The organism is Archangium violaceum Cb vi76, from assembly GCF_000733295.1.
Lineage (GTDB): Bacteria > Myxococcota > Myxococcia > Myxococcales > Myxococcaceae > Archangium > Archangium violaceum.
In genome coordinates this window covers 13,188-34,382 of record NZ_JPMI01000132.1, presented here as the reverse complement: position 1 = coordinate 34,382, position 21,195 = coordinate 13,188, and the positions used below count along the sequence as shown (strand labels likewise).

The window sequence follows — 21,195 nt, the reverse complement described above, 5'->3', positions numbered from 1 at the left end:
TCCGGGTCCGTTCTTCAATCCGTGGCCCACGCTGTGGACAGAGGGTTCAACCCGGGTTCACCCGATACCCTCACCCCGACCCTCTCCCGGAGGGCGAGGGAGGAGTGACGGATACACCTCTCCGGAGGACGCGGCCGGCTTCCCCACCTAGCCCTCCTCCCGCCGTTCGCGCGCCAGCGGCCCCTGGAACACGTGAATCGTCGAGGCGCCCGGCTGCTCCGGCATCTCCTGCGCGGCGATGAACTTCATCGGCGGCACCCGGGGCAGCCGCACCGTGAAGGTGCTCCCCTCCCCGGGCTGGCTCTCCACCCGGATGCGTCCGCCGTGCGCCGTGATGATGCCGTGCACCACCGCCAACCCCAGCCCCGTCCCCTCTCCCGCCGGCTTCGTCGTGAAGAAGGGCTGGAAGAGGTTGGCCAACACCTCCGGCGCCATCCCCACCCCGGTGTCCCTCACCGTCAACACCACGTCATCCTCGCCGTCCGGCCGCGTGGACACGTACACCGTGCCCCGCCCCTTCATCGCCTGCGCCGCGTTGATGAGCAGGTTCACCACCACCTGCGAAATCTGCCTCGGGTGCCCGAGCATCGGCAGCAACTCCCCCAACTCGATCACCACGTCGCACTCCGGCAGCACCCGGCTCCGGGTGATGCGCAGCGATGCCCGCACCTCCTCGTTCAGGTCGTACTCGACGAGCGCCTCGGGGTCTCCCCGCGCGAAGCGCCTCAGGTCCGCCACGATGGAGCACACCCGCTTGATGCCATCCAACGTCTGCGGCAACACCTCCGTCACGTACTCGCGCAGCGGCCCGGGCAGCTCCTGCTGCTCCTTCATCTCCTGATGGAGCGTGTGGATGTTGCTCTTCACGTAGCTCATCGGGTTGTTGATTTCGTGCGCGATGCCCGCCGCCAGCATGCCCAGGCTGCTCAGCCGCTCCTGCTCGCGAGCCCGCCGGTGCGCCAGATCCAGCTCCGCCAACGCCTTGGCCAGCTCCTGGTTGCGCTGCTCCAGGTCGTTCGTCGTGAGCTGGTTGAGGTGGATGCGCGCCTCCGAGATGCCCGCGAGCGCCACCGACATCACCAGGAAGGTGAGCGGCACGGCCGGCGGACACCCCTCGAACAGCGCGAAGCCCACCACCGCCAGGAGCAACACCATCAGCCGCACCCGCGACCACATGTCGATGAACCCGCCCACCCACAGGCTGTTGAGCGGCAGGTGGATCCACACCGGAAGCGCCCACCCGGTGAAGTGGCCGTAGATGGGCATGGAGACGAGCAGGTTGAACGTCATCCGGAGGGCCTCGGCCGTCCTCGCCCGCTCGGCCGGAAACCGCCGCGCGATGACGAAGTTGATGCAGGCCACCCCCACGAACATGGCCGAGATGATGCCGATGCGCTCCCACTGGCCCCAGATGGAGACCACCGCCATCACGTGGGCGGCGACGACCAGTCCGAGCACGAACAAGTCCAACCGCGCACGTATCCGGCCCGCCGCCGTCCCGGGCTCCTGCCCCTTCTCGGGTGAACGCATTCCTCCTCCAACAAGCTGTGGCCTGCGTTCCCGATGTCAGGAGACAACCCCGTCCCGCCACCCGTGCGCCCACCCGGCGCGCGCCCGTATCCCCCCGACTTCCGGCGCGCAGGTTCCCCACACTGTAACAGACACGCCCGGAGGGCCACCCCCTCACCCCGTCCGCCAGGAAGAGCCCAACGGCTGAAAGGAGCGCGCGCTACCAGTCCCTGCGGGAGGGACGCCCGGTGCGGCTGGCGCCCTTCGACAAAGCGCCTGCCGCCCATGGGCCGCCAGGCTTCCCGGCCCATGAGAATCCCTGGAAGTTGGTTCCGCGAGAAGAAGGACAACTTTCGTGGAATCCCCACTTCCACCAGGGCGCGGCGTGGTGCATCTTCCACGCCCCCCGCCGCTCGGGGTGGGGTCATCCAGGAGCCCTGCATGTATCGCGCGCTCACCCTGGTGGGTTTGCTGCTCTGTTCCCTACCCGTGAAGGCCCAGGGAGGCCCCCCGTCCACCACGGAGGCCGAGGTGCTCGCCCGGCGCCTGGGTGAGACGACGTGGGGCATGGAGGAGCTGCTCGCCGGCAAGGTGGAGCAGGTGACCATCTCCCTCCGGGTGGAGGAGCTGGATGGGGACGGCAACGTGAAGCACACGCAGGAGCGGGTGGACCGCGTCACGGTGAAGGACGGCCAGCACCACCGGGAAGTCCTCCAGGCGCGCAAGGACGGCCAGGACGCCACCGCGGCCCTGCGCAAGGACCTGGAGGAGCGCCAGCGCAAGGGCGAGGTGCGCACCGCCTTCAACTCGGTGAACCTGCCCTTCGCCGCCTCGCACCTGGCCCAGCACCGCTTCTCGCTGGCGGGCCCGGACCCGCGCGAGCCCCACAAGCTGCGCCTGCGCTTCGAGCCCCGCGCCGATGACACCAAGGCCCCCTCCGTCCACAAGGGCGAGGCGCTGGTGGACCCCAGCTCGGGCCAACTGCTGCGCCTCGTCTACAGCCCCACGGCGCTGCCGGACATGGCGAACCGGGTGGACGTGCGCATGGACTTCCGCGCCCAGCCCGGCATGGGCCAGGTGCTCGACACCCTCCACGTGGACGCCGAGGGCGGCTTCCTCTTCTACAAGAAGCACCTGCGCATCACCGCGCGCTACTCCAACCTCGTGCTCGCCAAGGCCCAGGCCTCCCGCTAGCCCCGCGCCTCCTCCGTCTCCAGCTCCGCCACGTTCAGGAAGACGCGGAAGGAGCTCCCCTCGCCCACGAGGCTGTCCACCGTCATCACCCCGCCCAGCCCGCGGATGATGTCGTGACACAGCGACAGGCCCAGGCCCGTGCCCTCGCCCACGGGCTTGGTGGTGAAGAAGGGCTCGAAGATGCGCTCGAGGTGCTCGGCGGGAATCCCACAACCGGTGTCGCGCACCTCCACCACCGCCGCCGAGCGCCCCAACCGGCGCGTCACCAGATGGATGTCCCCGCCCCCCGGCGGCAGCGCCTGCGCCGCGTTGACGAGCAGGTTGGTGAAGACCTGGGCCAGCTGCACACCATGGCCGAGCACCCGCGGCACCTCGCCATGGTCGCGCAACACCCGGACACCGCCGCCCATCCGCCCCGAGGCCATCCGGAGGGCGCTCTCCAGCACCTCGTGCAGCGCCAGCGGCCGCGGGGCCACGGCGTCCCCTCGGGAGAGGGATTGGAGGCTCTGGACGATGAGCCGCATGCGCTCGGTGCCCTCGCGCGCGTCGGAGAGCGCCTCCAGCAGCTCGCGCCGAGCGTCCTCGGGCAGCGGCAGCCGGCACAGCTCGGTGCCGATGAAGCCGATGATGAAGGTGTAGCGCCCTTGGAGATCCTTGGTGAAGACCGCGTCCGGCAGCGCCTCGGCGAGGGCGAGGAAGAGCTCCCGGTAGGGAAGATCGGCGGGCGCGGACCTCGGCTCCCATACGGCCGCTCCCACCGTTGCCGACATGCCTTCCGCGACGAGCGCCTCGTTCATGAGACAACGGAAGTAGGCATCGGACCGTGCGCCGAGAAGCCCAACCCCTGAACAATCTACGGTCTCCCTGTCCGGCATCCGACGGTTGACCAGCCCCCGAGGGTAGAGGCGTATGCGCGGTGCCGCGGAGCGAGCCGGAAGCGTGTCGGGGTGTACGGGGTGGCTGGCACACGCCTCGCGGCTGGAATGCGACGGCAGCTCGCTTGCCGTCTTCACGAGCCCGCCCGAGGTGACCTTTCATGTCGGCTACCGGTTGCCAACTCTTCAAGTCACCTTTAGACTGTGTGCATGGGGCATGATTCGCTCGACAGTCGCTGGGCACCGCTTGAAGAAGCACTTTCGACTCCCCATGCTCCGGGCATGAGCGGGTCGAGGCGCAAGGCCACCTACGAAGACCTGGAGACCGTCCCCCCCAACTGCGTGGGGGAGATCGTCGATGGCGAGCTGTACGTGAGCCCTCGCCCTGCCTCGCCTCATGCCCGGGCCGCTTATCGACTCGGGACGTGGTTGGGTGGGCCCTTCGATCAGGGCCAGGACGGACCTGGAGGCTGGGTCATCCTGGTCGAGCCCGAGCTGCACCTCGGAGATGACGCCCTGGTACCAGACCTGGCGGGCTGGCGTCGGGAGCGCATGCCGGAGATGCCGCACACGGCGGCCTTCACCCTGGCCCCCGATTGGGTGTGCGAGGTGCTCTCGCCCTCCACGGCCGTGCTGGACCGGGAGAAGAAGATGAAGGCCTATGCCCGCGAAGGCGTGAGCCACTTGTGGTTGGTGGATCCACTCCAGCAAGAGCTGGAGGTCTATCGGCTGGAGCGGCGGCGCTGGAGCCGGCAGGGCCACTGGAGCGGCGAGGCCACCGTGCACGCCGAGCCCTTCGCGGTGCTCCCCCTGAAGCTCGCCACGCTCTGGGAGCGCTGACCCGGAGGAGTGCGCCCCTCACGCACGAGGCGCGGTCCAGATCTCCGTCAACGTCCGGGCCACCACGGAGCCACCGAACCGCTCGGCGGCGGCCCAGGCGAGCCGAGGCCTGTCATTCAAATGAAAGGCCCGCTCCACGGCCTCGGCGAGGCTTCGCGCGGACAGGTCTCCCGCGAGTTCTCCCAGCCCGCCCTCGAGCATGAAGGGGAAGGGGTAGACGGGGAAGGTGACCACGGGCGTGCCGCACAGGAGCGCCTCCACGGCGGCATAGCCCCACTCCTCGTAGAGGCTGGGGAAGAGGAAGACATCCGCGGAGCGCATGTGAGCCTGGACTCGCGCGGCTGGAAGCGGCCCGGTGAAGCGCACGTCGATGCCCTCCGGCAGGGTGCGAGCCAGTGCCTGGAGCCGCTCCGGATTCTTCCCAATCACCTCCAATTGGAGCCGCCAGCCGCGCGGCGCGAGGTAGCGCAGGGACTCCAGCGCGAGGAGGAGGTTCTTCCTCGGATGGGACAGGTCTCCGCTGCAGATGAGCAGCCGCTTGAGATCCACCGCGTGCCGCTCTTGTACGGGGGACAGGTCCGGGCGCGCCACGTGAACGGGTGGAGGGCAGAGCATGGCCTGGATGCCCTGGGAGCGGAGCTGGGCGGAGAGCGAGGGGGGCGGAGCCACGACACAGTCCGAGGCGCGGTACCCCTCCACGTCGCCGAGGTAGTGGGAGAATGACTTGAGGGTCATCACCATCCGCCGGAGGAGGTTGCCGCCCCGGGTATGCCGCCAGGTCTCCACGGCGCGACGCACCGGCTCGTGAGGGTAGAACCAGGCGGCCGAGACGAGCCGGCGGGTGAAGGGGCGGATGGCCGGAGCCAGACCCGGACGATTGAGGTGGACCACGTCGAAGCGCTGCCCCGTGCGGGCGAGTGCCGAGGCCAGTCCTCGCTCGAGCCGGCGCCGCTCGAGCCGGGGCCAGAAGCGCGCCGCCAGACGAGCCACCCGGCCAGGAGGAGCGATGTCCAGTTCCAGGATCCGGACCCCAGCCTGTCCGAGGCCCGAGCGGAGGCGGGAGGCCGCGGGCGTCGTGACCGCCAGTGTCACCTCGTGCCCGGCGGCCACGGCGCTGGCCGCGACCTGTTCCGAGTAGGTGTCGATGCCGTTGAACCCGCCCTCATGCACCCCGACGAGCAGCCGCAACTTGGAGACACCTTCGGACTGGCCAGGAGCATCCACATCGGCCTCCTCTGAGGAGCGCAGAGCGCGAGAGGAGGGATGTAGTGCTCACGGTTCCCACTGCCTCCTGCCCGCCAGGACGGAGTGGGCGTGAAGGTTTCCAGGCAGACAGCAGTGTCGTGCATGGACTCCACGGACGTCTGCTATTGCATGCATGAGAATGCTTTTCCCACCGCGCGAGAGCGCGTGAGCCATCCGCCCAGCCCGACAAGCCGTCAGGTCTCACCTGCGAGCCGCAGAGCCTCGGCGAGCAGTGCATCGCTGATATGGATTCCGGAACGCCGGATGGCCTCCAGCGATGGCCGCAAAACATGGAGCAGACCCCGCTCTTTGGCGGCAAGCAACACGCCCACACTGCCGATGACTCTCATACCGTTGAACCGCGCCACCTTTCGAGCACGTTGGTCATCGACCAATAGTTCATTCGCCGAAAGCTTCCGGTAGAGAGCCATGGCTTCCAATTCGCCCTGTCCCAATCCAGCCACGGCGATCACGAACTCGGACAACGCGACTTCGGCAACCTTGCTGCGCAGGTACTCGCCCAGAGCATCCGCCCCGGGCTTACCGGGAACCGTGCATTCACGATGAACGGCAGGGGGCACTCGTACATCAGCGAACAGCACATCCAATAGATGAAGCTGCTGGCAGGCCGCCAGTGCGACGAGCGCCGAAGTGTCGGCGATGATCAGCATCAGCGCAGCGCCGCGACTTCCTCGGCCAACTCCTCCGCCGGATAGTTCACGGTGGAGATCCCGCGCCGCTGACACTCGGCCATGAAGGTGAAGCGATCCACCCCAGCGAACTCGGCCGCCGCCCCGGCGGACAGCTCACCAGAGTGGAACATGAGCACTGCCGCATAGAGCTGAATGCGCCGCGCCAGTTCCTCAGGCTCAGCGTCGATAAGGTACTGCTCCGGGACGTTCAGGGTAATCTGCATGGCGGCACAGTTCGTTGAGCGCACTTCTCTTCCAGAGATGATGCAGCCCAGAGCCCCCAGGTGCAAACGCTCGCTCGGAGAGGGGCGCATCGACCAGTCGATAGCCGTCCTGCGCGGCCAACCTGGAGCAACTGTCCCCTCGTTGGCCCCCGCGCCACGACGACGAGGCTACAGTGGCTCACGGTTGGATGGACTGTGGCTCACGCGGCTTCCGCGAGCGCGCTGAGACCGGCACGTAGCACTTGCCTTGGTACTCGGCGAAATCTTCTCCACAGGGTGGACGTTTTTCGAGCGCCAACCAGCAGCCACCGCTGAGTTCCACCTCGGACCGGTTGGACCTGCATGGCGCCTTCGCCTGGTCGCTGAACGGCTTCGCTGGCAGGGGATAGGTGATACCCACCGGGCCCTCGTCGCCCGTGTCCACCAGCGTGGGCGCACGGCCCTCCTCCACCACCTCGACCACGACCCCGCTGGACTCGTGCTGCTCGCCCCGCGGGTTGTCGAAGTAGGCCCGCACGTGTGCCGCGATCATCAGCAGCACCAGGGCCATGACGAACAGCTCGACGCTGTAGTCCAGTCCCTTCGCCAACACCCGGCGTGCACGTGCGGCCCACCGCTTCAGTCTCCCCTCCGGAGGGTGCGTCAGGTGATGGCGCGCTTCATCGCTCCACTCCATCCGCTCGACCATGCGGGTGAGCACCTCGAAGAGCCCCGCCAGTCCCGCAAGCCCTCCCGTGGCCGACGCCTGTTCCACCTCCAACGCCACGTAGGGCGGCTGCTCCCGGGCTGTGACACGCACCGTCCAATCCTCTTCGGACGCCCCACCCTCATCAGGTCCCGGCACCAGCACCAACGCGGGCAGCTCCGTATGAACGTTGTACGCCTCGTAGAGCCGACCCAGCTCTCCCTCCGAGCCCTTGCTCCCGTGCCGCCTGCCGAGCCGATAGGGGCCCAGCCTCCCGTCCTTCCCGTGCTTCGCGTCCGCCATGCGAGTGCCTCCTCGCCCCCGCTTCTACACCTCCGGGCTCAGCTCGTCGCCCGTCCACTCTCTGGACTCCGCGCATCGACCTCCTGCTGAAGAGGGCCGCATCGCTCGCATGGCGCGCCCCGGCTCACGCGCCAGGCCGCAGGTGCATCAGCCCGCCTCGACGAGCGCCGCGAGTCTCTTGAGTGACAACCGCCAGCCGGTCTCGTTGTCGGCGGGCGACACGCCGCTCGGCACCCCATCGTGTACGGCGATGACATCGGTGCCACCGTCCGCATCGACGAGCGAGATCGTGAGCGTCATCTCGCCGAGCAGCGCGGGATCCTCCGTCTCGAACTCGATCGTTTCGACCACCTGCTCGTCCGGCACGAGCTTCACGAAGCGGCCGTGATACGTGTCGGTGTGCGCGGTCGTCTTGCCGGTCGCGGTCGGCTCATCGTACGTGAGCGAGATGCGGATCGAGCCACCTTCGCGGGGCTCGAATACATGCACGTGGCTGGTCATGCCGGGCGGCACCCTCCACGCCTCGACCGCGCGCGCATCGATCAGTGCGCGATACACACGCGCGCGGGGCGCCTTCACATGACGGCTGATGCGGGTCGTGCTCATGCCCGAACGCTAGCACGCGCGGAAAGCTCGCCCAGCTTCTACGCCGGGCGAGGCCACTCGCACCAGCGCCGCCCCTGATGACCGGACACCCGACCCGAATCCAGCCGGGAAAAGCCCCCCGGCCGCGGCGGGCATCTCCGAACGCGCCCACCGCGCTCCACCTGTGCTAAACCCCTCCGCCCGATGGCCACGAGCGACGAGCTGACGGCAGCAGATCTGGAGCGGTTGTCACGGGCCGAGGCGCCCGACCTCGCGGAGGCCGTGCTGGCCTTCCTCGAGCAGCCCGACAAGGCACCCGACACGCTCCCCCAGGGCGCCCTCTCCTTCGACGGGCTCCTCAGCCTCCTGCACCAGTCCCAGGCCCGCCGCAGCGCCGAGGCCCGCCACACCGGCGCCCGCGAGGCCTGGCAGCGCTACCTCGCCCAGAAGGACGTCCCCCTCCCCGCTCGCTTCGCCCTCGCGGACCTCCTCGTCTCCCTCTACGAGCGCAACACCAGCGCCTCCCGCGCCGCCCTCTTCGAGCTCGCCCGCAAGGCCGACCTCCGCTTCGGCCTCTGGGGCGGCCTCAAGCGCATCTACAAGCTCGCCGAGGCCCGCCATGACGCCGAGATGTTCGGCGTCCTCGCCTGGCGCTTCGACACCGAGCGCTCCCAGTCCTACCGCTCCCGCGACGTCTCCCGCGGCACCCTCACCTACCTCCAGCGCCGCGCCTGGCGCTACCTCCGGCAGCTCGGCCAGTCCATCCCCGAGCTCTACCCCCAGTTCGCCATCGAAGTGTTGCGCCACTACGAGCCCGATACCTCCTGGCGCTCCTGCTGGGTCCCTAACCACATCTGGGCCCACGAGAACGGCAACTACTCCGCCGACTCCTTCCCCATCGAGCCCCCCAGCGACATGGTGAAGAAGCGCGCCTTCACCGACGCGTGGAAGCGCTCGCCCGATGCCCTCATGCGGCTGCTCGACACCTGCCAGTCGGACCCCGCCGCCCGCTTCGCCATCCAGGGTCTGCGCAAGGACTTCCCCGACACCCTGCGCGGCAACATCACCCCCGCCTGGTTGGATCGGCTCGCCCGCCGCCCGCTCGCCAGCGCCCATGACTTCCTCGTGGAGACCCTCCAGGGCTCCCCCGAGTTCCACCAGGGCAAGCTGCGCGGACTCGGGCTCCACGAGGCCGTGCTCGCCCTGCTCGTCTCCGAGAGCAACAAGGCGCGCACCTACGCCATCGAGTACGCCCGCGCCCACGCCCAGGACCTCCCCCCCGAGCGCCTCGCCGGGCTGCTCGAGGGCGAGCACAACGACGTGAAGGCCTTCGCCGCCGCCGTGCTGGAGAAGCGCAACCCGCGCGAGCTCGGCCCGGACTTCCTCGGCCGGCTGCTCGTCCACAAGCAGACCGCGAAGTTCGCCGCCAAGGCCCTGGAGCAGGGCTTCGACCGCGCCGAGCTCACCCAGAAATTCCTCTTCGACATGCTCTTCGGCGACGAGGAGCAGATTGAATGGGCCACGAAGTACCTCAAGGCCAGGTACGGCAAGGGCGAGCTGCCCGCGTCCTTCTGGAAGGCCCTGCTCGATGACTCGCGCCTGGAGTCCTATGGCAGCGACGTGGAGGAGCTGGCGCTCGAGTCCCTCAAGGCCTTCAAGCCCGCGGACATCGGCGCCGAGTGGCTGCTCGACCGCGCCATCCACCCGAACTTCGGCGACACCGTCACCGAGTGGCTCTCCGAGGCGGACGCCCTGCCCGGCCTGGACGTGGAGCGCGTGAAGGGGCTCGTCTTCAACGCGAAGTACCGCCAGGTGGCCATCCAGCTGCTCGGCAACCGCAAGCTCTTCGCGCCCCGGGACGTGGGGATTGCCTGGCTGCTGGCGCTCGCCCGGCGCGCGGACCCCACGCTGCACGACTTCGCCCACCGCTACCTGCTGGAGAACGTGGCGCCCGCCGACTTCAGCGAGTCCGGGGACGCCGCCGCGGGCCTGGAGCGCCTCTTCGACCTGGCGCTCGGCGCGAAGCAGCCCGCGCCCGTGCGGACGTTCGCCCAGACGTACCTGCGCTGCCACCACCCCGTCATCGGCCCCGAGCAGCCCGAGTCCAAGTCCTACCAGCTCAAGCCCAAGGCGCCTCGCAACGCGTACACCCCCGAGCGGCTGTGGCCGGCACTGTTCGACGCCCGTGACGACGTGCGCCACTTCGCGCTCGCGGTGACGCGCGTGGAGCTGCGCGCCTGGGGCTGGCACACCCGCGTGTACGAGCTCGCCGAGGCCAACGCCAAGGAAGTGCGCAACCTCGCCTATGACGCCCTGCTCGAGGCGGGTGAGGAGGGCGCCGACAAGCGCCGCACCCTGACGCCCGAGGAGCTGGACCCGGTGAAGGTCTTCACGCTCACCGAGAGCACCAAGCGCTCCACGCGCGAGGTGGCCGTGGAGCTCATCCGCCGCCACTACGCGCGCCTGGGTGGGCCCGAGCGGCTCGCCTGGCTGATGGAGAGCGCGGACCGCGAGGTGGGTCTGTTCGCCATCCGGCTGCTCTGGGAGAAGCACCGCCCGCTGCACCTGCCGGAGGGGTGGAAGCCCTCGGGGGCCACGGTGTCCCCGGTGGCGGCCACCGAGCGCTTCGCCAACGTGGAGGCACTGCGCACCTTCCTGCGCCGCATGCTCTTCGGCCTGCCCCCGGGGCGCTCCAAGGAGGCCCGCGAGGGCAATGTGGCCCGCCGGGTGTCCGCCAGCGAGGCCAAGCGCCGGGTGATTGAACTGGTGCGAGACCTGGGATTGGAAGACGAGAGCTTCGCCCGCGTCGTGACGCCAGTGCTCGGTGAGTTCACCGGCTCGATGGCCAAGGGTGAGTGGCAGAACTGCCTGGCCTCGCTGGTCAGGCTGCGCGCGGCGCACCCCGGCGTGGAGCTGGGGGGACTCTGACGGCAGACGGCATGCCTGGGGTCAGAAGTCCTTCCAGGCCCACGCAAGGGTGTACTCCAGTACTCAAGGCCGGTGCCCAGAACCTCGCAAGCGCTCCAGCTCGGCCTGGAGCTCCGCCAGGCGCCGCTCCGCCTCGTCTCGCCCCCGCTCCGCCTCCTGCCTCCGCCGCACCTCCTCCTCGCGCAGCCGCTGCTCCTGCTCCAGCAGTTCATGGGACTCCAGCAGCAGCGCGTTGCCCACCCAGAGCCGTAACTTTCCCCCCGCCAGCTCGAACTCCAGTCCCAGCACCTCCGAGCGGTAGCGGCCCCCCTCCAGCGGAATGCGCTCGTACCGCCTCGTCTCGGGCATGGGCAGCCGGTACGCCTCCAGCCGCTCCCTCGCCCGGTCGTAGATGAAGTATTCGGGAATCCCCAGCCGCGCATAGCGCTCCACGTTGTACTCGGCGTCCTTCTTGCGGTCGCCGCCCACGTGGACTTCCATCACCCACTCCAACCCCTTGCCCTCGTAGCTCACCACCCACTTGTTGCGCGGGTGTGTCTCCACGTCCCGCACCACCAGCAGGTCCGGCGCGAAGCGCCTCTCCCCCGGGTAGTACACCGGCAGCTCCGTGCCCAGGTACACCCGCCGTCTCTGCCGGGAGAAGAAGCCGCGGAGCACATCCCGCGTCTCCAGCTTTCCCTGGGAGTGCAAGTCCCCCTCCGGCATCGCCATCTCGTCCCAGGTCACTTCGCCAGGAAGTGACTCCACCACCTGCCCCTGCTCCTCCACGCTCATCCGTTCCCACTCTTCTTGCGTGGGCGCCCGGGGAAAGCCACCTCCACGCTCCTGTTCGCGCTGTGCCATTGCCCAGAGCCTGGGGTGGGCCCGAGCGCGCGTCAATCGCCCCGCGGCGCTCCCTGAGCAAGTGTCGGGCCGGGCCCATCAGCCCCCTCGCTCCTCGTGCGGGCGCCCCATGACCATCTCCGGAATCGTCCTCACCATCTCTACATCGAGGCGGTGGCACCCCGGCCCGCATGACGCGATGGGGACTCACGGAAGCCATGGGGCGAGTGGCAGAGTTGTCTGGCCTCGCTGGTGCAGCCGCGCGCGGCACACCCCGGCGTGGGACTCGGAGGATGGTGACGGCGGGCCACGGGCCTGGAGTCAAAAGTCCGCCCGGGCCTGGGCGAGGGAGTACTCCGTCTGGGCGGGGACGAAAGTCCCCGTCTTCTCCACGAGCCAGGCGGGAGCGCCCTGGGGCAGGTAGAAGTCCTCCTGGAAGGGGGACAGTCCCAGGTGGTGCAGGTACTCCGCGAGCATCTCGAAGGTGAAGCGGTCCCGCACCTTGCGCGCCTGGTAGCGCTCCATTGTCTCGAACGGCAAGGGCTCCCCGGACTGGCCGAAGAGACCCATTTGCCTCCATCATTGGAGACATAGAGGGTGCGCAGATAGTTGAGCCAGTGCGTCTGCTGGGGTCCGTACAGCTCGAACATCACGGCCCCATAGCGGCCCTTGTCGCCACGCAAGGTGTGAGGCACCGCGACCACCCGCATGCCCCGGCAGCCTAGCGTCTCAGCCATATAGGACATGACGCTCCCGGCATCGGTCCCGCCCCACCCGTTCTCGACGTACGCCGTCCAGGGGCTTCGTGTCGGAATGAAGAGGTCCCGCCGACTCTCCGGGCTCGTCAGGGGCAGCAGGGAGGGTGAGTCGCATCAAGGTCACGTTGCCGGACCGACGTGGAAACCTGAAGGACGGCGGAAGTAGACGGCCGCGCCTGTGCTAAACCCCTCCGACCGGAGGATTCTGACGGATGGCTTCACTCTCCATCGGCCACTACGAGAAGGTCCGCGCGCTCGCGGCCACCCCGCGCCTGCTGCTCGTCGGCGGCTCCCGTGCCGCCGCCAACAGCCGCCTCACCGCCTACGAGCCCTCCACCAACAAGGTGGCCTGGACCGTGGACCTGCCCGCCGCCGTCCTCGGGCTCGCCCACGCCGGAGACAACTGGGTCGCCGCCTGCGCGGATGGCACCGTGCGCATCGGCGCGCTCGGCGATGGCTCCGTGCAGCGCGAGCTCGAGGACGCCCACAACGGCGCCTGCACCGCCCTCGCCCTCAGCTCCGATGGCTCCCGCGCCTTCACCGTGGGCCTCGATGGTTTCCTCCGCGCCTGGGAGCTCGCCAAGGGCAAGCGCGTGCACGAGTGGCAGGCCTCGTCCCAGGCCCTGCGCGCCGTCGCCGTGGACCCCTCCGGCACCTACGCCGCCTGTGCCGGCGATGACTCCGTGGTGCGCTCCTTCACGCTCGCCAACGGCGCCCGCCGTGACATGCCCGGCCATGAGGGCGCCGTGCGCGCGCTCGCCTTCACCCCGCGCGATGGACGCCTCGTCTCCGCCGGAGATGATGGCAAGCTGCGCATCTGGTACCTCGTCGGCGCCGTCGAGCACGAGGTGCGCGGTGACAAGGACTCCGGCCACACCGGCGCCGTGACCGCCCTCCTCTTCCCGCCCACGCCCACTCCCGAGCGCGGCGAGGAGGCCTCCGACCGCATCTTCTCCTCCGGCGACGACGGCAAGGTGAAGGCGTGGCGTCTGGACGAGCGCCGCAAGCCGCGCACGCTCGACTGCGGCAGCAAGCCCGTGTACGCCCTCGCCTTCGCTCCGCCCGTCAGCGCGCGGCAGGCCAGGGTGCAGCTCGGCTTCGTCTACGCCGGCGGCGAGGACCGCACGGTGCGCCGCTTCGAGCTGGACACCGAGGGCAAGCCCGGCAACGACACCGTCTCCTTCTCCCACGGCTTCAACCTGCTCGAGGAGTCTCGCAAGGGCAACCGGCCCAAGCGCGAGGCCTCCGTCCGCGAGGCCGCCGCCCTCGAGGAGCCCGAGGCCCTCGACTTCGTCCTCGCGATGCTCTCCTCGGACCGCGAGTACGAGGTGCGCAAGCTCGCCGCCGAGGAGCTGGGCCGGCTCGGCCGCACCGGCGCCCGCGTGAAGCTGCGTGAGCGGCTGGATGATGAGCACCCCGCGGTCCGCGCCGCCGCGCTGGAGTCGCTCGCCTCGCTGGAGAAGGAGTCCCCGCTCGCCGCCCCGCGCGCCGCGCTCGACTCGCGCTACCCGGACACCCGCATCGCCGGACTGCGCCGGCTGGCCGCGCTCGGTGGCACCTCGCCCCTGGTGCCGGGCCTCATCTCCAGCAAGCTGACGGACTCGGATGCCTCCGTCTCGACGACAGCGCTGGATGCCCTGGCGCAGGTGTTCCCCCAGGACAGCACCGAGCCCCTCAAGACGGCCTTCGAGCGCGGCACCTCCCACCTGCGCGCCGAGGTGCTCATCCGCGCCGCCGGTGCCGGCTGGCTGGGCTCGCCCCAGTTGCAGCCCCTGGTGGCCCGCGCCCTCGATGACTCGGACGCCGACGTGCGCCGCGTGGCCTTCACCGTGCGCGTGCTGGAGCGCCGCCCGCTCGCCCACGTGCTGGAGGAGAAGGACGAGGACTTCGCCCGCGCCGCCCTGGACGTCGCGCGCCGCCTCGCCCGTAAACCGCGTCCCACGGATGACGAGGCCCGTGCCGCCCGCGCCGCCCTGCCCGGTACCGGCAAGGCCGGGGAGCCCCTCGCCGAGCCCAGCCTGGAGCCGCTGCTCGCCGCCATGGCCTGCCGCACTCCCGATACCGCCGTGCGTGGTGCGCGCGGCCTCGCGCAGCTCGGGGATGCCCGGGCGCTCGGTGCGCTGCTCCAGCTCTCCCGCGAGCCCGATGCCGCCATCCGCCGTCAGGCCGCCGAGGCCCTCCGTGCCCTCCAGGACGCCCGCGCCCGCGAGCGCCTCGTGTGGATGCTGGACGACGAGAACGCCGACGTGCGCGCCACCGCCCTCGACGCCGTGGTGACGCTCGACACCGAGGCGCCCCTCTCCACCGCCGAGGCCGCCCTCCGCTCCTCCTTCGAGGACGTGCGCGTGCGCGGCCTCGACCGGCTCGTGAAGCTCCCGGGCAAGCGCTCCGAGGCCGCCGTGCACCTGCTCGGAGATGCGCTCGAGGACGAGTCCGCCAAGGTGCGTGACGAGGCCTTCCGCACCCTCTGGGCCTGGAACGAGAAGAATCCCCAGGAGGCCCTGGAGCGCGCGCTCGCTGGCCGCTTCCCGGATCTGCGCCGCCGCGCCGTGGACGAGCTCGCCGCCCGTATCAAGGAAGGCTGGGCCCTGGAGCGGCTCGAGAAGGTCGTGGGAGACCGCGACGCTGGCGTGGCCCAGGCCGCCTACGAGGCCTGGGTGAAGCACGTGGGCAAGGAGCAGGCCGAGCCGCACCTGGCCGCCTTCGACACCACCCACGCCCCGCTGCGCGCCCTGGCCGCGAAGAACGCCGCCCAGGCTCCCGCGGAGGCAGTGCGCTCGCCCCTCCTCAAGCTGCTGCTCGCCGAGGAGCCCCCCGTCTACCTCGCCGCCCTCGAGGCGCTCGACAAGCTCATCAAGAACGAGAACGGCCCCCTGCTCGCGGGCCTCGGCTCCGGTGAGCTGCCCCTCAAGGTGCGTGCCGCCGAGCTGCTCGCCGCCCGCGGCGCCGAGGACATCATCGAGCCGATGCGCAACCTCCTCACCGACAAGGAGCTGCAGCGCATCTACCCGCCGGCCTTCCTCGAGCCGTTGCGCCACCGCGCCGCGAGCGCCCTGGCCACCCTCGGCTCCCGCCGGCTGCTGTCCTTCTTCGCCACCACGCTCCTCGAGGACGAGGCCAGCGGGGTGCGCGAGCAGGGTGCCCGCGGGCTCGCCACCGCCAGCCGCCGGGGGGACGAGGGTTATCTGCTCGACGCGCTCGGGCACGCGGACGTCGCCGTGCGCTCCTGGGCCGCGGATGGTCTCTCCCGCCTCGGCGACATCCGCGCCCTGCCCGTCCTCACCGGCAACCTGCGCCACGAGCACCAGCCCATCCGCATCGGCGCCATCCTCTCCTTCGCGGCGCTCGGACCCGACGGCGACAGCGGCCTGCTGCACGGCCTGGAAGACCGTTCCCGCGAGGTGCAGGAGACCGTCTTCGCCATCGTGCTCGCCCGGGATTTGCGCGCCTCGCGCCGGGGCGAGCCGCCCGACCTGCTCACCAGCGCCCTCTCCAGTGGCCGGCCCGAGGTGCGTTACGCCGCCGCCCGCGCCCTCGAGCTGCGCACGGAGACGGAGGCCTCCCACGCCCACCTCGTGGAGGTGCTCCAGCCGCCCCGCCCCGAGAAGGCCGGCGACATGAAGGACTGGCCCACCGAGGCCGAGCGCGCCCGCGCCATGGTGGGGCTCGCCGAGGCGCTCGCCAGTGACCTGCCCGAGCAGCGCTATGCCGCCGCCCAGGTGCTGCAACTGCGCCACAAGCCGCTCGACTACTTCCGCGAGGCCGCGAAGGTGGCCCGCCCGCGCTCGCTGGAAGCACCGTGGAAGCCCGAGACGTCGCCCCAGGCCCAGTCCCGGCCCGTGGAGGAGAAGCCCGCGCGCAACTGGCTGCGCCGCCTCTTCTCCACCGCCACCGGCAAGGCCGCCACCGCCGAGCCCTCGCCCGAGGCGCTCGTCTCCGCCGAGAAGCAGCACCTGCGCCGGCTCGCCTTCGGCGCCTACGTGGGCCTGCTGCGCCAGGTGTCCTCCGGTGACGACGAGGGCCACCGCGTGCGCCGCGACGCCGTGGACCGCGTGGTGAAGCTCACCCAGGAGGGCCATGCCGGCACGCCCGCCGCCGTGGCCGCCCTGCTGCGTGCCCTCGAGGATCCGCACCAACTCGTGCGCAAGGCGGCCCTCGTCGGCCTCAAGGAGCTGTACCCCGCCGGCTCCGATGAGCCGCTGGCGCTCGCCCTGGCCTCGCTCTCCGCGGACGTGGCCCGCGCCGCGCTGGACGAGCTCGCCGCCCGCGGGGAGTCCGCCAAGGGCCGCCTCACCGCCGCGCTCAACTCGCCCCTGTCCGACGTGCGCAAGTACGCCTTCGAGCTGCTGGAGCGCCTCAGCCCTCCGGGCAGCCTGGAGCCCCTGCTGGCCGCGCTCGGCAGCGAGCACGCGGACCTGCGCGTGGGCGTCATCGAGCGGCTCGCCGGTGCCAATGATTCGCGCGTCACCGAGGCCCTCGGCCGCGCCGCCGGCAGCGAGCACGAGGACCTGCGCCTGCGCGCCGCCGAGCTGCTCGCCTGGCGCCAGGATGACCGCGCCGTGGAGGTGCTCGCCGCCTTCCTGCGCTCGGAGAACGCCTCGGTGGTGAAGCGCGCCCAGGAGGCCCTGGCCCGGCTCGGCTCGGTCGCCGCCGTGGGGGCCCTGGCCGCCCGGCTGCGCAGCACCCCGGAGATGAACGAGCGCCTCGCCCTCGTGAAGGCCCTGGGCCACACCCGCCGGCCCGAGGCCGTGGATGCCCTCGCGCGGCAGCTCGACGACGAGGCCGCCACCGTGCGCCAGGCCTGCGTGGGCGCCGCCATGGACGTGGCCACCCCGCCCAAGAAGGACGAGAAGGACGAGAAGAAGCGCGACATGGCCCTGGCGATGCGCTTCCTCCGCGCGGCCGTGCGCAGTGCGGACCCGAGTGTGCGCAAGGCCGCCGCCACCGAGCTGGCCCAGGGCGACGACGTGGGCCAGGACGAGCTGCTCGCCGGCCTCTTCGCGGACCGGGACGTGACGGTGCGCATGGAGTCGGTGGCCGGCTACGCCTCGCGCGTCATCCACAAGGGCGCGAAGGTGGAGCCGATGGAGGAGGTGCTGCGCGGCGGGACTCGCGAGCTGATGCTCCCCGCCGCCGAGGGCGTGGCCTCCCGTGGCCGCACGAGCGCCCTGCGCCCGCTGCTGCTGTACGTGCGCGCGGGCGAGGAGGGCGAGCGCGAGCGGGCCCTGCTGGCCCTGGGCACGCTGGGAGACGCGCGCGCCCTGTCCGAGCTGGAGCAGGTGGCCGCCGGTGGCACGCCCGAGGCTCCCGTGGAGGAGAGCATGGTGGCCGCGTCCCTCGAGGGCCTGGGCCGGCTCGCCCCGAAGTTGCCCGAGGGCGAGGATCGCCGCCGCGTCGAGGAGAAGGTGGAGCTCGCCGCCATGGAGGGCCGCTCCACCGAGCAACGGCAGGCCGGTGTCCGGGGCCTGCGCTTCATCGGCGGCGAGCGCGCTCGCTCCCGGCTGGAGACGCTGCTGGCCGACGACGACGTCGACAACACGGTGCGCCTCACCGCGGCCCAGGAGCTGGGCAAGCTCGGGGACACCGCCGCCGAGCTCACCCTGGCCAAGGCCCTGGACAACTGGGACGACGAGCTGCGCGCCGCGGCTCGCAAGGCGCTCGACGCCCTGTTCCCCCAGGAGCGCATCCGGGTGGAGTTCCTCGCCGTGGCCAGCGAGCAGGAGGACATCTCCGAGCCCGCCGCCAGCTACCTCGCCACCGAGGCGGACCCCATGCAGTTGCTCCCGCGTCTGGCCACGCTGGACAAGGAGGAGCTGCGCCAGCGGTTGCGCCGGGGACTCGTGCGGCGCGCGTCGCTGCCCGCCGGAGCCCTGGCGATGCTGCTCGGCCACGAGAAGCCCTCCGCACGTGAGGAGGCCGCGTGGCTGGTGGGCGCGCGCACCGGTGAGCAGGAGTCCTCGCGCGCCTGGTCCGCCGAGGACCGCGCCGTGCTGGGCCGCGCCCTCGCCACCGCCGAGCGCCGCACCGCCTCCGAGTGGGCCTCCACGCCCGCGCCCAAGCGCGAGCCCCTGGAGACCGCCTGGGAGCGGCTGCTGTGGGCGGGCTCGTGTCTGGGCGTGAGCGAGCTGGCCAAGGCGGGCAAGGACATCCTCCAGGGTGGAGAGGCCAAGGCCCCGGCCGGGGTTCGCCTCGAAACGGCCCGGGCGTTGGGCCGGCTGAACACCGCCCCCGAGGCCCTGCGTGCCGCGCTGTCCGACCCGGACGCCGAGGTGCGCGAGGCCGCCACCTCCGCCCTGGCCCGCATCGCCCCCGAGCGTGCCGCCGAGTGGGCGCTGGAGGTGCAGCCGTTCGACCCGGTGGCCACGGGCCCCGCGGGTGGAACGGTGCGCGGCCCGAAGCAGCTCGCCACCTCCGAGGCCCGCCGCATGGCCCTGCCCTCGGTGCTGGCCGGCAAGGAGCTGGAGCCGCTGCGCCCGCTGGCCACCCACAAGGACGAGCAGGTGCGGCAGGATGGATGGTCCGCGCTGGGCCGCCTGGGTGGCACCGAGGCCGCGGAAGTGCTGCGCGGCCAGGCCTTCGACAAGTCTCAATCCGTGGAGCTGCGGAAGGCCGCCTACCGCGCCCACAAACGTGCACTCCGCGCCGCCGAGCGCGCCCGGAACCGGAAGGAAGGGAGCCCGTCGTGAGCACCGCCACCCACCACGCCGTCGAGCTGCGCTACGTCACCACGAGTGACGTGGACGCCGGCGCCAATGCCTCGCACGTCCAGCTGGCCCTGGAGGGCTCTCGCGGCACCGTGGGCGTGCGCGGCAAGGTGCGCGAGCCCGCCCTCTTCCGCGATGCGCTCGCCGCCACGCTCGGCATCCTCGCCAGCGACCTGCGCTACCGGGGCAAGGATCGCACCGCGTACCTCGCGTACCTGATGAAGCAGGGCAAGCGCGCCACCGCTCAAATCTGGGAGGCGCAGAAGGCCTTCCTGGACCAGTCGCTCGAGGGCGAGAAGAAGGCGGACGCGGTGCTGGACCCCGTCCTCACCGTGGACCCGGACCAGGTGTCGCTGGAGGTGTTCTCCCGCGACGAGAGCGCCTATGCACGCCTGTCCTTCGACAACTCGCTCTTCGAGGGCCGCGAGGCCGCGCACGGCTCCACCTTCCTGGACGTGCCCGCGGATCTGCTCGCCAAGGTGGACCGGCTGCGCACCTACGTACCGGTGTCGCTGGAGGCCCACGTGGCGCTGCCCGCGCGCGGTGCCGAGTCCCGTGCCCCGCGCAACGTGGAGGTACCGCACGCGTGGTTGCGCGGCTTCCTCCAGGTGCAGTCCGCCGCCACGCTGCCCGCGAGCACCTGCACGCTGGCGCCGATCGACCTGTACAACGTGCTCTTCGCGCTGCGCACCCGGAAGGCGAAGAAGGCCCCGCGCGCCCTGCGCTTCGAGCTCGTCCCCGGCATGCAGCCGAGGCTCGTGATCGAACCGTGGGAGCTGGTGCTGGAGTGCCACGGGCCGAAGTACCAGGGCAGCACGCCCGCGGTGGTGCGCACCTTCGGACGGCAGCGGCTGGCGGCGCTCGCGCGGCTGTTGCCCCATGCGCAGGGCGTGCGCGTGCAGATGCTCGGGCCCGGCCTGCCGGTGTTCTGGGTGATTGAGCTCGGCCCGGCGACGCTGACGTTGGCGCTCACCGGGTGGACGGAGAGCGGCTGGTCCAGCGCGGCGGCCTTCGATGCGCTCATGCCTCGCGAGGTGCCGGACGGGCTCGCGGAGAAGCTGCGCAACCGGCTGCGCAAGGAGGGCCCGCTGAGCTTCGAGGCCCTGGCCTCGGGGACGGACTCGCCGAAGGACGCGGTGCGCGGGGCGTTGCAGCTCGAGTGCCTGCGCGGGCGCGTGTTGTATGACATCGCCAAGGGGACGTACCGGCCGCGCGAGCTGCTCTCGACACCGGTGGACGAGGCCGTCATCCGCTACGGCAACGAGCGCGAGGAGCGGGCGCACCGGCTGCTGGGCGACGGTGGCCCGGGAGCGGGAGAGGTGAAGCTCACCAAGGTGCACGACGTGGTGGGCGTGGGCACGCGGCTGAGCGGCGAGGTGGTGGATCGCGAGGCGGTGCGCAGCTTCTTCCCCAGCTTCATGTTGGACCTGGAGGGCCGGGTGCGCGAGGCGAGCTGCGGCTGCCCGCACTACCGGCGCTCGGGGCTGCGCGAGGGCCCGTGCGAGCACATGATTGCATTGCGGCTGGCCTACGCGCGGCAGAGGGCGCAGGAGGAGGCGCTGCGGCAGACGCCGAAGGGACGGGCGCAGATCCGCGCGGAGACGCGCTCGTACGTGCGGCGCGACGATGCGGGCCAGGAGCAGGTGTACCGGGTGTCGCTGGACGGCAAGCTGGTGTCGGTGGAGTGGGGCCCGCGCCTGGGCGAGCAGCGCCACCAGCGGCTGTGGTTCGACACGGACGGCGAGGCCCGCTCGGCCTACTTCACGCGCCTGGAGTCCCTGGCCTCCGAGGGGTTCATCGACTCGGTGGGCGGGGCGGTGTAGCCGGTAGA

Annotated in this window: 14 protein-coding genes; 5 read left to right on the top strand and 9 right to left on the bottom strand. The window is 71.1% G+C overall.

The annotated features are described in order from the left end of the window. Window positions 1-147: 147 nt before the first annotated feature. Window positions 148-1,530, bottom strand: coding sequence for a sensor histidine kinase (locus Q664_RS52375; RefSeq protein WP_052518396.1), 1,383 nt, complete (start codon window positions 1,528-1,530; stop codon window positions 148-150). Window positions 1,531-1,950: 420 nt separating this feature from the next. Between Q664_RS52375 and Q664_RS19740 the strand changes: the two genes are divergently transcribed. Next, complete coding sequence (locus Q664_RS19740) at window positions 1,951-2,703, top strand: hypothetical protein (RefSeq protein WP_043397701.1); 753 nt, start codon at window positions 1,951-1,953, stop codon at window positions 2,701-2,703. Here the strand turns inward: Q664_RS19740 and Q664_RS19735 are convergent. Continuing rightward, a complete protein-coding gene (locus tag Q664_RS19735) occupies window positions 2,700-3,500 on the bottom strand; it encodes a sensor histidine kinase (protein WP_052518395.1) in 801 nt (266 codons plus the stop codon). The two genes, Q664_RS19740 and Q664_RS19735, sit on opposite strands and share 4 nt — an antisense overlap. A gap of 360 nt (window positions 3,501-3,860) precedes the next feature. Here Q664_RS19735 and Q664_RS19730 point away from each other — a divergent pair, with 360 nt between their 5' ends. Continuing rightward, window positions 3,861-4,418 carry a Uma2 family endonuclease gene (locus tag Q664_RS19730; protein WP_043397698.1) on the top strand — a complete coding sequence of 186 codons (558 nt, stop codon included), beginning with the start codon at window positions 3,861-3,863 and terminating at the stop codon, window positions 4,416-4,418. A gap of 18 nt (window positions 4,419-4,436) precedes the next feature. Here Q664_RS19730 and Q664_RS19725 read toward each other — a convergent pair whose 3' ends face one another. The 5 genes from Q664_RS19725 to Q664_RS19705 all read right to left on the bottom strand — a co-directional run bounded on the left by Q664_RS19725 (window position 4,437) and on the right by Q664_RS19705 (window position 8,173). Then, entirely contained in the window at window positions 4,437-5,642 is a 1,206-nt protein-coding gene (locus Q664_RS19725; protein ID WP_043397695.1) for a glycosyltransferase family 4 protein, read from the bottom strand. Between the two features lie 215 nt (window positions 5,643-5,857). Beyond that, window positions 5,858-6,334, bottom strand: coding sequence for a PIN domain-containing protein (locus Q664_RS19720; RefSeq protein WP_043397692.1), 477 nt, complete (start codon window positions 6,332-6,334; stop codon window positions 5,858-5,860). After that, entirely contained in the window at window positions 6,334-6,579 is a 246-nt protein-coding gene (locus tag Q664_RS19715) for a UPF0175 family protein (RefSeq protein ID WP_043397690.1), read from the bottom strand. The genes Q664_RS19720 and Q664_RS19715 overlap by 1 nt, the downstream gene beginning before the upstream one ends. A gap of 178 nt (window positions 6,580-6,757) precedes the next feature. Then, window positions 6,758-7,567 (bottom strand): hypothetical protein, encoded by an 810-nt coding sequence (locus tag Q664_RS19710; RefSeq protein WP_043397687.1) that lies wholly within the window; start codon window positions 7,565-7,567, stop codon window positions 6,758-6,760. Between the two features lie 147 nt (window positions 7,568-7,714). After that, the gene (locus Q664_RS19705) at window positions 7,715-8,173 is read right to left on the bottom strand and encodes an SRPBCC family protein (protein ID WP_043397684.1); all 459 of its coding nucleotides are present in this window, start codon (window positions 8,171-8,173) and stop codon (window positions 7,715-7,717) included. A 183-nt stretch (window positions 8,174-8,356) separates the two neighbouring features. On the opposite strand from Q664_RS19705, the gene Q664_RS19700 reads away from it, so the two are divergent. Beyond that, the gene (locus tag Q664_RS19700; protein ID WP_043397681.1) at window positions 8,357-11,080 is read left to right on the top strand and encodes a hypothetical protein; all 2,724 of its coding nucleotides are present in this window, start codon (window positions 8,357-8,359) and stop codon (window positions 11,078-11,080) included. A gap of 63 nt (window positions 11,081-11,143) precedes the next feature. On the opposite strand, the gene Q664_RS19695 is transcribed toward Q664_RS19700, so the two are convergent. After that, on the bottom strand, window positions 11,144-11,923 hold the full coding sequence (locus tag Q664_RS19695) for a Uma2 family endonuclease (protein ID WP_043397677.1): 780 nt from the start codon (window positions 11,921-11,923) through the stop codon (window positions 11,144-11,146). Between the two features lie 300 nt (window positions 11,924-12,223). Then, complete coding sequence (locus Q664_RS19690) at window positions 12,224-12,442, bottom strand: hypothetical protein (RefSeq protein ID WP_152622212.1); 219 nt, start codon at window positions 12,440-12,442, stop codon at window positions 12,224-12,226. 430 nt (window positions 12,443-12,872) lie between these two features. Between Q664_RS19690 and Q664_RS19685 the strand changes: the two genes are divergently transcribed. Further along, window positions 12,873-19,346, top strand: coding sequence for a HEAT repeat domain-containing protein (locus Q664_RS19685; RefSeq protein ID WP_043397670.1), 6,474 nt, complete (start codon window positions 12,873-12,875; stop codon window positions 19,344-19,346). After that, entirely contained in the window at window positions 19,343-21,187 is a 1,845-nt protein-coding gene (locus Q664_RS19680) for a hypothetical protein (protein WP_043397667.1), read from the top strand. Before Q664_RS19685 ends, Q664_RS19680 begins: the two co-directional genes overlap by 4 nt. Window positions 21,188-21,195: the final 8 nt, after the last annotated feature.

Bases quoted from the DNA above. Each gene is read 5' to 3' on its own strand.
- Q664_RS52375 (WP_052518396.1), bottom strand. From the start codon at position 1,530: ATGCGTTCACCCGAGAAGGGGCAGGAGCCCGGGACGGCGGCGGGCCGG.
- Q664_RS19740 (WP_043397701.1), top strand. From the start codon at position 1,951: ATGTATCGCGCGCTCACCCTGGTGGGTTTGCTGCTCTGTTCCCTACCC.
- Q664_RS19735 (WP_052518395.1), bottom strand. From the start codon at position 3,500: ATGAACGAGGCGCTCGTCGCGGAAGGCATGTCGGCAACGGTGGGAGCG.
- Q664_RS19730 (WP_043397698.1), top strand. From the start codon at position 3,861: ATGAGCGGGTCGAGGCGCAAGGCCACCTACGAAGACCTGGAGACCGTC.
- Q664_RS19720 (WP_043397692.1), bottom strand. From the start codon at position 6,334: ATGCTGATCATCGCCGACACTTCGGCGCTCGTCGCACTGGCGGCCTGC.
- Q664_RS19715 (WP_043397690.1), bottom strand. From the start codon at position 6,579: ATGCAGATTACCCTGAACGTCCCGGAGCAGTACCTTATCGACGCTGAG.
- Q664_RS19710 (WP_043397687.1), bottom strand. From the start codon at position 7,567: ATGGCGGACGCGAAGCACGGGAAGGACGGGAGGCTGGGCCCCTATCGG.
- Q664_RS19705 (WP_043397684.1), bottom strand. From the start codon at position 8,173: ATGAGCACGACCCGCATCAGCCGTCATGTGAAGGCGCCCCGCGCGCGT.
- Q664_RS19700 (WP_043397681.1), top strand. From the start codon at position 8,357: ATGGCCACGAGCGACGAGCTGACGGCAGCAGATCTGGAGCGGTTGTCA.
- Q664_RS19695 (WP_043397677.1), bottom strand. From the start codon at position 11,923: ATGGCACAGCGCGAACAGGAGCGTGGAGGTGGCTTTCCCCGGGCGCCC.
- Q664_RS19685 (WP_043397670.1), top strand. From the start codon at position 12,873: ATGGCTTCACTCTCCATCGGCCACTACGAGAAGGTCCGCGCGCTCGCG.